14 protein-coding genes, 1 tRNA gene and 1 pseudogene are annotated in these 13,512 nt (G+C 65.9%); 7 read left to right on the forward strand and 9 right to left on the reverse strand.

All coding sequences use genetic code 11. The features are described 5' to 3' along the window. Nucleotides 1-71: 71 nt before the first annotated feature. The 6 genes from ACU6RU_RS08570 to ACU6RU_RS08595 form a co-directional block, all read right to left on the reverse strand. On the reverse strand, nt 72-1,418 hold the full coding sequence (locus ACU6RU_RS08570; protein WP_289331161.1) for an SMODS domain-containing nucleotidyltransferase: 1,347 nt from the start codon (nt 1,416-1,418) through the stop codon (nt 72-74). Nucleotides 1,419-1,435: 17 nt separating this feature from the next. After that, nucleotides 1,436-2,404 carry an SAVED domain-containing protein gene (locus tag ACU6RU_RS08575; RefSeq protein WP_289331160.1) on the reverse strand — a complete coding sequence of 323 codons (969 nt, stop codon included), beginning with the start codon at nt 2,402-2,404 and terminating at the stop codon, nt 1,436-1,438. A gap of 193 nt (nt 2,405-2,597) precedes the next feature. After that, nucleotides 2,598-3,218: a hypothetical protein gene (locus ACU6RU_RS08580; RefSeq protein ID WP_446726302.1), complete on the reverse strand. Its 621-nt coding sequence runs from the start codon at nt 3,216-3,218 to the stop codon at nt 2,598-2,600. A gap of 152 nt (nt 3,219-3,370) precedes the next feature. Further along, nucleotides 3,371-5,068: a ThiF family adenylyltransferase gene (locus ACU6RU_RS08585; protein ID WP_446726322.1), complete on the reverse strand. Its 1,698-nt coding sequence runs from the start codon at nt 5,066-5,068 to the stop codon at nt 3,371-3,373. Nucleotides 5,069-5,121: 53 nt separating this feature from the next. Beyond that, nucleotides 5,122-6,117 (reverse strand): SMODS domain-containing nucleotidyltransferase, encoded by a 996-nt coding sequence (locus tag ACU6RU_RS08590; protein WP_289331158.1) that lies wholly within the window; start codon nt 6,115-6,117, stop codon nt 5,122-5,124. Further along, nucleotides 6,114-7,220, reverse strand: coding sequence for a CBASS cGAMP-activated phospholipase (locus ACU6RU_RS08595; RefSeq protein WP_289331157.1), 1,107 nt, complete (start codon nt 7,218-7,220; stop codon nt 6,114-6,116). The genes ACU6RU_RS08590 and ACU6RU_RS08595 overlap by 4 nt, the downstream gene beginning before the upstream one ends. 187 nt (nt 7,221-7,407) lie before the next feature. On the opposite strand from ACU6RU_RS08595, the gene ACU6RU_RS08600 reads away from it, so the two are divergent. The 5 genes and pseudogenes from ACU6RU_RS08600 to ACU6RU_RS08620 all read left to right on the forward strand — a co-directional run bounded on the left by ACU6RU_RS08600 (nt 7,408) and on the right by ACU6RU_RS08620 (nt 9,560). Beyond that, nucleotides 7,408-7,551, forward strand: a complete 144-nt coding sequence (locus ACU6RU_RS08600) for a hypothetical protein (protein WP_289331156.1) — start codon at nt 7,408-7,410, stop codon at nt 7,549-7,551. A gap of 15 nt (nt 7,552-7,566) precedes the next feature. Beyond that, nucleotides 7,567-8,138, forward strand: a pseudogene (locus tag ACU6RU_RS08605) (hypothetical protein). Between the two features lie 68 nt (nt 8,139-8,206). Then, nucleotides 8,207-8,350, forward strand: coding sequence for a helix-turn-helix transcriptional regulator (locus tag ACU6RU_RS08610; RefSeq protein WP_289331155.1), 144 nt, complete (start codon nt 8,207-8,209; stop codon nt 8,348-8,350). A gap of 43 nt (nt 8,351-8,393) precedes the next feature. Further along, entirely contained in the window at nt 8,394-8,555 is a 162-nt protein-coding gene (locus ACU6RU_RS08615; protein ID WP_289331154.1) for a hypothetical protein, read from the forward strand. A 15-nt stretch (nt 8,556-8,570) separates the two neighbouring features. Further along, nucleotides 8,571-9,560 (forward strand): tyrosine-type recombinase/integrase, encoded by a 990-nt coding sequence (locus ACU6RU_RS08620; RefSeq protein ID WP_289331476.1) that lies wholly within the window; start codon nt 8,571-8,573, stop codon nt 9,558-9,560. Between the two features lie 202 nt (nt 9,561-9,762). Here the strand turns inward: ACU6RU_RS08620 and ACU6RU_RS08625 are convergent. Next, a tRNA-Pro gene (locus tag ACU6RU_RS08625) sits at nt 9,763-9,836 on the reverse strand. A 141-nt stretch (nt 9,837-9,977) separates the two neighbouring features. Between ACU6RU_RS08625 and ACU6RU_RS08630 the strand changes: the two genes are divergently transcribed. Continuing rightward, complete coding sequence (locus ACU6RU_RS08630) at nt 9,978-10,595, forward strand: N-acetyltransferase family protein (protein ID WP_446726303.1); 618 nt, start codon at nt 9,978-9,980, stop codon at nt 10,593-10,595. A 22-nt stretch (nt 10,596-10,617) separates the two neighbouring features. Next, nucleotides 10,618-10,986, forward strand: a complete 369-nt coding sequence (locus ACU6RU_RS08635; protein ID WP_023951692.1) for an RNA-binding S4 domain-containing protein — start codon at nt 10,618-10,620, stop codon at nt 10,984-10,986. Between the two features lie 54 nt (nt 10,987-11,040). Here ACU6RU_RS08635 and ACU6RU_RS08640 read toward each other — a convergent pair whose 3' ends face one another. Further along, a complete protein-coding gene (locus ACU6RU_RS08640; protein ID WP_446726304.1) occupies nt 11,041-11,835 on the reverse strand; it encodes a DUF4184 family protein in 795 nt (264 codons plus the stop codon). 9 nt (nt 11,836-11,844) lie between these two features. Continuing rightward, nucleotides 11,845-13,149 carry a tyrosine--tRNA ligase gene (gene tyrS, locus ACU6RU_RS08645; protein ID WP_446726305.1) on the reverse strand — a complete coding sequence of 435 codons (1,305 nt, stop codon included), beginning with the start codon at nt 13,147-13,149 and terminating at the stop codon, nt 11,845-11,847. Between the last annotated feature and the right edge of the window lie 363 nt (nt 13,150-13,512).

Consider the following 13,512-nt stretch of genomic DNA (forward strand, 5'->3'; position numbering starts at 1 on the left):
CACCCCCAGACCGGGCTCACCCCGTGTGACGTCCCCACCAAAAACGACTGGATGTGATTCAAGCAGAGGTTCTACCGGATGACGACTGCATGATGGTCCGAGGCGACAACACGTCCACCTTGCAGGATGTACACCTCAACGAAGTGGTTCCCTGCGTAGCTGGTGGATTCGCGATGTTCCACACCCTGCGTGCCGTCACCTTCGAGGAGTTGCCCCCGGAGCTGCCCAACTCTCTCTGCCTCTTCTCCCTTGTTGCGCACCTTCCAGATGACATCAAACTGTCCAGGAACATCAGTCACTACTCGGAAGAGGAGATCTCGGTTCTTCTCGACTCGACCGTCGACGCGGAGCGAGCGCGCCACGCGTCCAGAGTCCCGAAGTACGAAAGCATCGATCCGCGCGCTATGGCCGCCAGCATACGCGTAGTGCTCGTGAATGAACTCCTCTTCTGGAGCTCGAAGAACGAGAGCCTTCCGCTGCCCGCTGTGCCCAAGCGACTTCGCCAGTCTTACGTTCTCTTCAGCAACAAAAGTGTCTCCGAAGAGTTTGCGCCAACGGCTTGCGCTCGTGGCTTCGTCGTCCTCGACAAGCGCTTCTCTCGCCCACTCGGCGTAGCGCTGTACCTGCACGCGGAAGTTTGCGTACTTCTCCTGGGCCCACCGATGGTTGAAGTAGGTCCCAAGACAGCTCGGGTCTTCGAGGACAGGCATCTGCTCGTGCCAGCGCAGCCAAGAGGCCAGGTCTTCGAGAAGGGCGACCAGCGTTGAACCGACTGAGGCGTACCGAGCCTCGGTGTCGAAGGCTTGGACTCGTCCACCGAGAAGTGTTGTGAGGATCACCGAGGGGCAGTCGAAGGTGTTCTTGTAGTCCCGGATGTATTTCAGAAGGCGGATGACTCGACGGAGGTTTCCGTTCGTGATGTCATCCTTTTCCTTCATCCATGACGTGAACCCCGCGGGGTTGGTGTCCTCAAACTTGTTCTCTTTGTAGTTGACGATGACTTGAGATCCGTCATCGCGCACGATGTAGGGCACCACATCAACATGACAATCATTTGCGTAATCGATTCGGACGCACCGATTCTTTCTCTGAAGCATCGACTTATAGGTCGCGTTCCGCTTGAAGGCGGCTCGCACCTCTCGCAGGTACTCTTTCGGGTTCTGTGACCACTCAGAAACTTCCTCGATGTGTAGAAGAAAGTCGGCGTCGAACTCGTCTAGCGCTCCGACGGGCGTGATGATTGTCTCGTGGGCCCATGATCCCTGCGGGATGTGGTCTTGGTAGCGAGTACCAATCACCGCGTCTTTCTTCAGAGCATCCACGATGGCAATCACTCGACCGTCGAGCTGCTTCAGTTTCCACTGCTTGAGGTTCACCGTGTTCTGAAGAAAGGCGGTGAAATAGTTCTCGAGTTCCATGCGACCTCCGTTGTTTCTTAGTGCACCGTGAGCGCGATTACGTAGCCTTGTGCTCTCGTTCGTTGATAGATGACTAATTCCGGTTGGGCGTCGCGCATGTGGAGTCGCCCCATCTGGATCGCCGCTGGCGCCGGAACAGCTGCGACCACGTGAACGCGAGAGACTGTCGGGAACTCTTTTTCTACGAAGGAAAGAGCGCGTTGCCAGCCGTCCGAAAACCGGTCGAGTGCGGCCCTGGTGTCGATCACGCTGGGGCCGGGCGTTTCAGTTGCAAGACTGAGCACTACACGGGGCAAGCCGCGAACCTGCGGAGGGATCTCGTCGAGCTTGACGTGCGCGGTTACGTTCACGGTCAAGAGAATCTCGTCGAACGTTTGCGTGGCTGAGTCGTTGTTGGTTACGGACACGCCATACGCCGGCGAGTTCGCCGCGTCAGTGGCCCAGGCCCATGCTCGCGCGTCGTCGAATCTCGCACGGCGGAAGAGGACAGTTTCGCTCTTGTCGTCGAGGCGGGAGCCAAGGTGTACGAGCAGAGGGATCGGGGCGAGCGCGAACACCGCTGCCACCTCGACGTCGCTGGCCTCGATCGCGGCCAGCAGCGAATCTACGGCCCGATCGATGCGCTGAATGCCCCTCGTCCACGACCAGTCTGCGTCTTCAGGATCGTCCAGCACGACTTCGTACATACCCGTACGAGTGGCCTCGCCGAAGCCCGTCAGATGGAGCGGGTGGAGCGCTTCCGCAATCTGTCTAGGAGAAGGCGGAGCGAGAGTTCCTCGTATCTTCCCGGTGACTTTGAGGACGGCAGCCGGTCGAAGGGTCGCAAAGTCAGTAACTTCGCGGACACGGCGCTCGTGCGTGATCTTGGCATCGCGGAGATACTCAGCCGTGAAGAAGCCGACCATTTCAGGATCATCGATCCGTCGATGGCATTCGTGGCAGAGCAAAAGGATGTTCTCTTCGGCCGAGCGTTCTCGCAACGACAAAGCTGACTTCCCTCTCGGCGACTTGGCGCCATCAGTGGCTCCGACGTTGTGGGCGAGTTCTGCAACGGAGCGGGAGTGAAAGAAGCTTCTAGTGTCAAGGAGGTAAGCGGCACAGAGTACGCAACGGCCTGCAGAACGAGCCCATACCCGGTTCTGAACCGACGGCAGTATCGCGATTCGTTGTATCTGTGAACTAGGCACCCGACGACACTGCCTTCCGTCCGAAACGTCGCAGGCTATCCCTCGTATTGAGCGCCCTTTGGCTGCGTACACGGTCCGCAGAGCGCCTGCATGCCGAGACCATCGCGGCTCTGTCGACACTCATGTCCTCCAAGCGGGGCGGCGGCTTCCGCTGCAACGCCGGAGCTGTGCGCTTCTCCCACCCGTCAGACAATAAGAAACTGAGCGGTCTCATGATTGCCCATACAAGCACCGCCGTGACGCGGTCTGAGTCGTCGAAGACTACGCAGAGCTGCCATCGCCTCGTGCCCGTGCCCGTGCCCGTGCCCGTGCCCGTGTCGGTGTCCTTGTCCTTGTCCTTGTCCTTGTCCTTGTCCTTATCCTCATCCTTGTCCTTGAAAAGGGACTCGCGCGTGCCGACCATAGCATCGGTCACCTTGTCGAGCGTCGAGGCGACATCGAAACCGACTGATTCCGAAAGCTCATCCGAGATGGTCTTGGCAACATTGGACTCCACTCCAGCCTTGCGGACCGCGGCACGTAGCTCCACAACGGACTGGGCCTTGTTGGTGGGCATGTAGCGTCGCAGATAGCAGCGGACGTGGGCACTCAGCGCCCAGAGCAGACGGACCATGGCGTTTCCTCTCGTGGCATCGTCAGCTGACGAGACGGTGCGTAGAGAGTGACCCGACGGCCTGTTGGCGAGGGACGCCGTATCGAGGATGAATCTGCGTCCCTTCCGACGTTGGGCTCTCCGGCGACACAAGTAAGAGGCCGCGTGCTGTCTCATCCGCGAGTGTCCTGTGTCGCGGGACGGAAGTGATGCCGTGGGCCGGCTGGTGCGTGTGGCAGGGAGATGAGGTGGGTTCCTGAGACTAGTGCCTCTACCTGCTGGAGGTGCAGACCGATCATGTTGACGAGTGTGGCGGCGACGGCAGCGAGGTCTGCGGCCGAGCCGTGGAACGTGGGTACGGAGCATCCTCGGGTGGGGATCAGTTCGTCGCCTTCGGCTGCTTCCTTCCAGAGTGCGTGGTACAGCTCCAGCGCGCCATCGGCCAGCACCAAGCGGCCTGTTTGGTCGTCGAGCTCGGACGGCGTACAGGTGTCACGGGGCGCGCAGATGTTGGCGATACCGAGCGTTCCCGTCCTGGCGTCGGTGGCGACCTGGGCGATCAGTGCCGTGCGGTCTTCGCCTGCGAGGCTGTCTAGGTAGGTGGTGATGCTGTGGCTGACGGTGGCGTCGATGATGAGGTCCGCGGCGAGGGAGACGGCTGGGTCAGGGACGCTTCCTTCTGCGACGGTGACGGTCAGGTCATCGCGGATCGCGCGGAGGCGTGTGGCGAGGGCGTCGGCTTTCGTCTGGCCGATGTCGGCTTCGGTGTAGTTCTGTCGCACTAGGAGCCCGCCTGTGATGGTGCCGGGGTCGCAGACAGCGATGGTGCTGGCCCCGGCGCGTGCGATGAACTCGGCGAGCCATGAGCCGAGGCCGCCACACCCCCAGATGTGAACGGTCTTTCCTCGGAAGCCGTTGACGGGCCGGTCGTCGTCGCGCCGGGTCGTGACCTCTTGCCGTTCGTCGGACATGTTGCACCATTCGATGGGGATGTCGGCGTTGATGATTCCGGGGTCGAGGTTGACCGCGGTGCCGTGCTTCTTGGCGAGGCGCCGGAGCGCGTCGGCGGTAGTTGCGGGGAGGCGTCCGCCGAGAAGATGGTGCGGTCCGCCTGCGGGGTGCGGCACGGCGAGCACGAAGTACTGCTCGGTGCCGTCAGAGTTTCGTAGCGCGCTAGCGAGGAGCGATGTGAGGAACGCGGGCGACTGCGGTGAGACCCGTGGTGACCGTCCTTCGGCGCGGTCAAGGTGCGGGTCGTCCAGGAGCGTCAGGAACAGCGCGAAGGTGGATGCCGCACCGAACGGGAGGTCGCTCGCAAGGGCAAAGACGGGCGTGCGGTGTCCGTCGTGGTCGGTCGAGTAGGTGAGGTCGTAGCGGTGCGGTGAGCGTGTAATCAGCCGAGCGATCTGACGCTGCTTCGACGGGCCGGGTTCGCGGACGACGATGGTGGGCGTGGCGTCGGCGTGGTGAAGCACTCCTCCGACAGCGTGGTACATCGCGGTCGAGGGATCGAACACTCCGGCGGAGGCATCGGTGAGCCAGTCCCACAGTCGGCTGAGGAACCCGGCCATTCCGGCGGATGGGCGCCACTCTCGTGAGGGATCGAGGTAGATGCAGAGCCGCTGCCCTTGGAGGACGTGCGGGAAACCGAGGAAGCGTGTGTGATCAACCTCGGCGCTCGGCGGCGAGAACAGAGCGGGGCGAATCTTGACGATGAGCTCCTCATCGTCTCCAAGTTCCAGCCCGCCGGGGCGGTGAGGGATGTCGACGGTGTGGAGCCGGAGTCGGAGGATGGCGTTGCCGTCAGAGTCGAGCCGAGGCTGCTGGACTATCCGGACGTCGCGGGGGTGCCCCCTGTCGAGTGACCTCAGCTCGTCAACGAGATGCTTCTGCCAGGCCGACAGCGTGGCCCGGTTGCGGCGGCTCATCCCGCGCGGCCAGACCGCCCCACGGTGGAAGGGGCCGCGGGAGCTGCTGCCGGGAACTTCGCGCTGCTGGACGAGGTGGCCGGAGCCTTGAAGCCGTCACCGAAGATGCCCTGCCACAGCTCGATGCTGCGCTCCTTGTTCTCCTCCTCGTACGCCTCTTCGATTTCGGCGGCGTGGACATGAATGCGGTCCCGGAAGTAGCTGTAGGTGGACTGCTCCCACCGATGGTCGAAGGTGACACCGGACCCGGACGGGTCTGGAATGGGGGGCTTGGTCGGGCGTGCCTGGAGCCAGGCGTCGAGGTCCTTAACGAGGTGCAGGAGAGTCGCGGGGACGTCGCTGTAGTAGCCAGGATCGAGCAGCGTGCGCAGCTCGGTGACCTGCTCGCCGAGCAGTGTCGTCAGGAGGATCGACCGTGTGCCTGTGAAGGAGTTCTTGTGGTCGCGCAGGTACTTCATCAGCCGGATGACCTTGCGGAGGTTGCCCTTAGCGAGCGCGTCCTTGCTCTTCATCCAGTCTGTGAAACCCTGGGGGTCGGTCAGTTCCCAGGCGTTGTCGTCGCGGTTGACGATGACTTCGCGACCATCGGCGAGGTTGAGGTGCGGCACGATGTCGAGGTGCATGGAGTTCGCGTAGACGACTCGGACGCAGCGGCACTTGCGTGAGTGCGGCATGTCGCCGTAGATGCTGTGGCGATGCAGTGCCGCGTAGACCTCTTCGATGTACTTCTCGGGGTCGTCGGCCCAGTCCGGGTTCTCGCTCATGTCGAGCATGAAGTCGGCGTCGAACTCGTTGCTGCCCACCGGGTTGATGATGGTCTTGTGCGCCCATGAGCCCTGGGGCGTCTTGCCGAGGATGAGGTGCCCGATCTGCTCGTCGGCCTTCAACGCCTTATAGACCGCCTCGACGCGAGTGTCGAGCGAGTCGAGCTTCACCTGGCCGAGGTTGACGGTGTCCTTGAGCAGGACGTTGAAGTAGTCAGTGAGCTTCATCGGGAGACCTCCGTGGTCGACATGCTGGTCGGGTCGCCGCGGTGTCGGTCTCCGATCAACGGTGTGTAGTCGGCCGCGCGATGATCTGCGAATCGCGCGGTGTAGATAGGGCTGAGCTCGCGGCTCACGGACGCGGCGAGGCCGGCGACGTCGCTCGGGTCTGCCGAGTCAAGTGCGTACAGTCCGCCCGGCACGAGAGCGTCGAACCTGGTGTACGCGGCCTTGCCGATCAGATGCTCAGCAATGCCCTGTCCGCCACGGCTGCCGGCGGTGAGGATCAGTGGCGCGATCGGCTTCGCCCAGTTGAGCAGCCCGCCGCGGTCGAGGCGCTTAGGGTGGTTCGTGAGCTGGTCGATGGTGCCCACGTTGAGCACCCTGATCGAGGCGAGCGGTACGTCGAGCATGCTCACGGCCTCGGCGATCGCGACGACAGAGGGGTTATTCGCCCACACGCCGCCGTCGATGAGGCGGTGTCCATCGACCCGCGCGGCAGGAAAGTAGAGCGGTGCCGCCGAGGTCGCCATCGCGATGTCCACCATCGGGATGCGCCAGTCCCGGGCGAGCCGTCTGTGGTGCGGCGTCTTGAAGATGTGCACGGAGCCACGTTGCACGTCCCACGCCGGGATGACCAACCGTTTCGTGCTGTCTCCCAGCAGCCTTTCGCCGAGCACCTTGGTTAGGGCAGTGTGCAGCGCGTCGCTGTCGTAGATGGGTGCAGTGAGTTGACGAGGACGCCGCCACAGTCGCCGACGCGCGGCCGGGAAGACCGCCTCGACCAGTTCCTCGTAGTGCCCCACGATCTCGCTCGGGGTGAGACGGGCGCCCAGCGCGAGTGCGACAATTCCACCCGCCGATGAGCCAGCGATCAAGTCGAAGGAGTCCTGGATGCTGACGTCGAGGTCCTGTTCCAGCCGCGCTAGGACGTGAGCCGTGAACAGTGCCTTGGCTCCCCCGCCATCGAGGGCGAGAATCTGGAAACGATCTACGGATGGGGTGCTTGGCTCGATCATCGTGGATGGATGGCCCTGCGGCCCGGGCATGGAGGCCTGACCAGCCGGCATCTCGCCTCCGGGATCGGTCGAACTTGCAGGAACTACACCCATGTAACTATTCTACGCCGCCGCACCGACATTCCCCCGGGCTCAGACGCTCGGTGACATCGGCAGACCGGCGAGCAGCTTCCTCCGCCCACGACCGGCTCGCCAAGGGAGACAAGTTCGTCGCGGAGGGTACACCCGCGAGTACGACCGCACCACGCCGGAAGGCGAGGCGGTCAAGGCGGAAGAGTTCGTGGCGAAGAAGCTCGGCCATGACCTCGCCCGCACCCGCTACGAGGTCGACCGCGCCCGCCGCCAGCCCGCCGTCGCGCAGGAGGCCCCGGGCCAGGCGATTGATGCCGGGGCGCGCCGCGCCGCACCGGCGCTCGGACTCTGACCGGCGGTGACAGCGATGAACGAGAATGACACCGCCGCCGAGACCGACGAGCCGGACCTGGACGAGGAGTCCGAGGAGTTCGACGGGCCGCTGATCCCGGAGCCTCCGCACCCGATCACTGGAACCTCCTGACCAGCGAGGAAGCGGAGGCCGAGTGGCTGGAGCTGAACCGCTGGGACGATTGGCTGCGCCGCACCTACGGGCTGCCTGCTTCGGTGGTTCCGCCGTTCTGGCACCGTCATCCGGAGCTGCTGTGGGAGCTGAGCGCGCTGCACCTGCATTGGCTGTCCGCCTACGACCCGGAGCAGAACGGCTCCGCTCCACTGGGCTGGCATCGCGACTTCGCCGACGCCCGTCAGCGGCTCCGTGACTGGGTCGCAGCTTCCGGAACCCGTCTCGACCGAGACCGCCCCACCCGGCAAATCACATGGCCCGGGGAGGACCCGGCAGGCCCAGTCGAGGACACAATCATCGCTCACCGCGATCAGGACTTCGTGCAGTTCGTCCTCGACGATGTCGCCGCGCGCCGCCAGGCCGAGGACGAGTTCTATGCCGGGCTCGACCCGAACACCGGAGAAGTCGCGTGAGTGATACCGGCGGCACGATCGTGGTCTCGCCTCTCATGGACAGTCGCGAGATCGCCGCCTAACTCAAGGTGTCCGAGTCGACTTTGTCGAGGTGGCGTTCCGCCGGTCAGGGGCCGCCGTTCCTGCGGCTGGGCGGGATCGCCCGATACCGCGTCGAGGCGGTCGACGCCTGGCTGGCAGGCCTGGAGCACGGCGATGCCCCGGAAGGCTGAGCCACTCCCGCAAGCACAGCCGAAACCGGTGCCTCCGGTCGGCGTGAAGATTTCCACCGATCTGGAGCGTCGTTCCTACGGCATCCGCGCCCGTGCCCGCTGGACGGACCCGATCAGCAAACGCCGCATCATCCGCTCCGAGATCGTCGCCGATGAGGCTGCGGCGCACGAGTTCCTCGACTCGCTGCGGCGGTCATCGGCCTAGGGCATGGACGTGTCCATGACGCTCACCGAGTTCGTCACCAGGATCGGCGACCGACGGGCGCGCGGCCTCGACCCGACCTCAACCGGGGAGACCTACGGGTACGGGCTCAAGCTCCGCGTGCTGCCTGCTCTCGGGCACTTGCCCGTCACGCAGATCACCGCCGGGATCATCGACCGCACCATCGATGCCTGGGAGAAACGGCACGGGGCCTCGACGATTAAGAACTCCATCGCCCCACTCGTGCGAGTCCTCGACGAAGCAGTACGCGACGGGCTCATCCCGATCAACCCCGCGAAGAACCGCGCTAAGCGCAGCCTGAACCGCAATGCCTTCCGTCTCCAGCCTGCGGAGGGTGCTTCCCCGCGCGCGCATGCGATCCCCGACATCGGAACGCTGACGAAGCTCGCTGAAGCTTGCGGGAAGATTCACCAGTCGTACTCCGACTTCGTCATGCTCGCCGCCCTCCTCGCGGCGCGTTCATCCGAGGTCTCGGGCCTCCAAGCCGGTGACGTCCGGTTCGACAAGAGCATCGTGGTGATCGCCCGGCAGACCTACCCCGGCAAAGGCGGGCTCATCACGAAACAGACCAAAGGCCGGAGCGAACGCCGCGTGCCGATCCTCGACCCACTCCGACCGGTTCTTGAGCGGCTCGCGGAGGGAAAGGAGCCCGATGACCGGCTGCTGGTCGGCCCGAAGGGCGGCGCTCTCACGACCGCGACCGTGCGGGAGGCGACGAACTGGGACCAGATCGTCAGCGATCTCGGCCTGCCCGACCTCACCCGACACGGCCTCCGGCACACCGGCGCGACGTGGATGGCCGACGCAGGCATCCCGCTCCACATCCTCCAGGGCATCCTCGTCCACGCCTCCGTCGAGACCACCCGCGGATACCTGCACCCCGACGACCGCCACCTAGCCTCCGCCGCGGAGCAGGCCAACCCCTTCCTTGCCCGATCCTCCAAGGCAAGCAGACCGAGCCGGCGCGAGGCGTCGAGGTCGCTGTGACGGGTAGCCAGAAGCCACGATCAGATGCTCTGGTCCCCTTATCCACAGGCGACGACTTCCAGAGAGCCAGCTACGCCCTCGGCCGTCCGCGGGCTGGCGCCGATGCCTTGGCGAGGGGACCAGAGGGGGGACCAAACGAAAACCCGTCGCCAGACATGACGAAGCCCTGATGAAAATCACTTCTCATCAGGGCTTCAGACCGTCGGGATGACAGGATTTGAACCTGCGACCCCTTGACCCCCAGTCAAGTGCGCTACCAAGCTGCGCCACATCCCGGTCCGCTGTCCGCACGCGGACAACTCCCCTATCCTAACCGGTCCTGAGCCCGCTCGCGAACCGGCGCACCCGGGCGCGTTGCGGGGCTTGTACGACGACCGCTCGTTGCCCGGTGTCCGAGGCGGGCAGTACGTTCTGGCCATGAGCGAGACGACGATCGTGCCGGTGACGCCCGGCAGCTTCAGCGATGCCCAGCACGCGATGAGCGGCGGCGGCGACGGACACGAGTGTCAGTGCCAGTGGTGGACGATGACCAACGCCGACTTCCAGCGCACCGACATCGACGGGCGTGCCGCGGCTTTCCGCAGCGAGGTGGATGCTGCACCCTCCCCCGGCCTCATCGCTTACGTCGACGGCGATGCCGCCGGCTGGGTCCGTGTCGGTCCCCGCACCCGTCAGATCCGACTGAGCAAGACCCGCGCCTACGCCGGCGCGACCGAAGAGCCCTGGGACGACGCGGATGTCTGGGCCGTGAGCTGCTTCGCCGTGCGCAAGGAGCATCGCGGCTCGGGCCTCAACGCGGCGCTCCTCGATGCCGCGATCACCTTCGCTCGGGAGCACGGCGCACGCGTGGTCGAGGCGTACCCGGTCGACCCGGATGCGGGACGCAAGGTGACCTCCAACGAGCTGTACCACGGTGCGCTCTCCACGTTCCTCAGCGCGGGCTTCCGCGAGGTCGCCCGTCCCAAGCCGCACGTCGCCGTCGTCTCGCTCGACCTGGCCGGCGCGAACGAGACCAGCACCGGCGAGCACCCCTGACGCTTCGACGAGAATGGAACGCATGACCGCATCCGATGCCCCCGTCCGTGTGGACTCGTGGCTGTGGGCGGTCCGCATCTATAAGACCCGCTCAGCGGCGACCACGGCATGCCGCGCCGGTCACGTCCGGGTCAACGGCGAAAAGGTCAAGGCGTCGCAGTCGGTGAAGCCCGGCGACGAGCTGCGGGTGCGGATCGCGGGCTTCGACCGCATCCTCGTCGTCCGTCAGACGCTCACCAAGCGCGTCGGTGCGCCGGTCGCGGCGACCGCCCTGGAAGACCGCACTCCCCCGCGCGAGCCGATGGCGATGCTCGCCGTCCGCGACCGCGGCGCCGGCCGGCCGACCAAGCGCGAACGCCGCGAGATCGACCGACTGCGCGGAGTCGACTGACCCACCGCCCCGGGCACGCGACCGCGGTCGGCCGCAGACAGAGGCCCGCGATACTCAGCGCGCCGCGCGGCGACGCGCCACCTGCACGACGACGCACAGCACGAGCGTCGCCACTCCCCAGATCGCACACGCGGGCGGCAGCACGCGGTATGCGAGGTGCTGCGCAGTCCACTCCGCCGTCAGCGGGCCGTAAGCAGCCAGGCCGAACAGCCACGCCACGACGAGCGCGAACGGCAGCGATGCCCACCAGACGACTCGCACCGCACGGGGCAGCACCCGGCGCACCGAAGACAGCGACCGCTTCCGCAGCCAGAACGCGCCCGCCGCCGCGAGCCCGAGCAGGCCCAGCGCGCTCGATGCGTACTGCAACCACCGGTAGCCGTGGAACAGTCCCCGGCGCTCGGCCAGCGCGGGGATGAGCTCCACGCCCCAGCGCCCCTCGTGGGTGAAGGCATCCCAGGCGATGTGACTCAGCACGCCCAGCGCCAGCGACACCACGACCAGCAGAACGTTGACCGCGACCGACCGGGTCCGCCCCGATGCGGGCCGCACGGTTCGCAGCGCGTCGCCGCCCGTGGCGTCCCACGCCGATGGCAGCCTTCCCGCAAGCCAGTCGGGTGCGAGCTCACACACCGCGGGCCGCAGCAGCAGCCACCACGCGAGCAGCAGCACACCCGCGATCACCACCGTCAGCCACGGATACGCATGCGTCTGCGCGTAGCTGATGCCGATCCCGCGGGCGAACAACGGCAAATCGGGCGCCATCGCCCCGACAGCCACGGCCGCCGGCACGAGCGGTGTGCGGACGACTGCCAGCGCGACGACGGCGTGGCTCGGGGTGAACGGCATCCGCTCGGGTCAGTCGTCGATGAAGACGCCCGCGAGCGTCTTCTTGCCTCGCCGCAGCACGGCCACGCCACCCGGCAGGTCTCCGACCACGACAGCCGACTCGTCGTCGACCTTCGCACCGTTGATCGAGACGCCGCCCTGCGCGATCGCCCGGCGGGCTTCCGACAGGCTGCCGACGAGCCCGGTGTCGACGAGCAGCTGCACGACCGAGGCGCCCGCCGACGCGGTGGCGTTGGGCAGCTCCTGCAGAGCCGAGCGCAGCGTGGCGGCGTCGAGAGTGGTCAGGTCGCCCTGGCCGAACAAGGCGTCGGATGCCGCGATGACCTTCGCCGTCGCATCCACGCCGTGCACCGTCGCGGTGACCTCGAACGCCAGACGCTTCTGCGCCGCGCGGCGGAACGGCTCGTCGGCGACGAGACGCTCGTACTCGGCGATCTCGGCGCTGCTGAGGAACGTGAACACCTTCAGGCGCTCGACGACGTCGGCATCCGCGGTCGAGAGCCAGAACTGGTAGAACGCGTACGGGCTCGTGAGCTCCGCGTCGATCCAGATCGCGTTGCCCTCGCTCTTGCCGAACTTCGTGCCGTCACTGTTGGTGATCAGCGGCGTGCCGAACGCGTGCACCGAGGTGCCCTCGACGCGATGGATCAGGTCGGTGCCGCTCGTGAGGTTGCCCCACTGGTCCGATCCGCCCGTCTGCAGCGTGCAGCCGTACTGGCGGTAGAGCTCGAGGAAGTCGAGCCCCTGCAGGATCTGGTAGCTGAACTCGGTGTAGCTGATGCCGGCATCGGAGTTCAGGCGCGCGGCGACGGCATCCTTCTTCAGCATCGTGCCGACGCGGTAGTGCTTGCCGATCTCGCGCAGGAAGTCGATCGCCGACATCGGCGCCGTCCAGTCGAGGTTATTCACCATGCGGGCGGCGTTCTCGCCCTCGAAGCTGAGGTACTTCTCGATCTGACCGCGCAGGCGGTCGACCCACTCGGCGACGGTCTCACGCGAGTTGAGCGTGCGCTCGGCGGTCGGACGGGGGTCGCCGATGAGGCCGGTCGAGCCGCCGACGAGACCGAGGGGCTTGTGACCGGCCAGCTGCAGGCGGCGAAGGGTCAGCAGCTGCACGAGGTGACCGAGGTGCAGGGATGCCGCCGTCGGGTCGAAGCCGCAGTAATACGTGATGGGGTCTCCGCCGAGCGCCTCTCGCAGCGCTTCCTGGTCGGTGGACACATGCACGAGACCGCGCCACACCAGCTCGTCCCACACGTTCTCGAACGCGGGATCGAGCGCCACGGGGGCGGTCGTCAGGGCTTCATCAGACACGCGCTTCAGGCTATCAGCGGCGCACCCGCCGACACGGCCCGACCGGCACCAGCCTTCGCCGTTCCGTCATCAGGCTGGCGGGCGCCTCGGGGGACGTCGAGGCCCCGGCCCGGCGGCTGAGCCTGTCGACGGCACGGGAATCAGCACGCCGAGGAAACGTCATACAGACCGACCACGTGCCCTCGCAGCCGCGCATGGGGACCCAACGCGCGGCGTCGCCGTTCCGTCATCAGGCTGGCGGGCGCCTCGGGCGACGTCGAGGCCCCGGCCCGGCGGCTGAGCCTGTCGACGGCACGGGAATCAGCACGCCGAGGAAACGTCATACAGACCGACCACGTGCCCTCGCAGCCGCGCATGGGGACC

It is taken from the genome of Microbacterium sp. F1-18 (genome assembly GCF_052921305.1).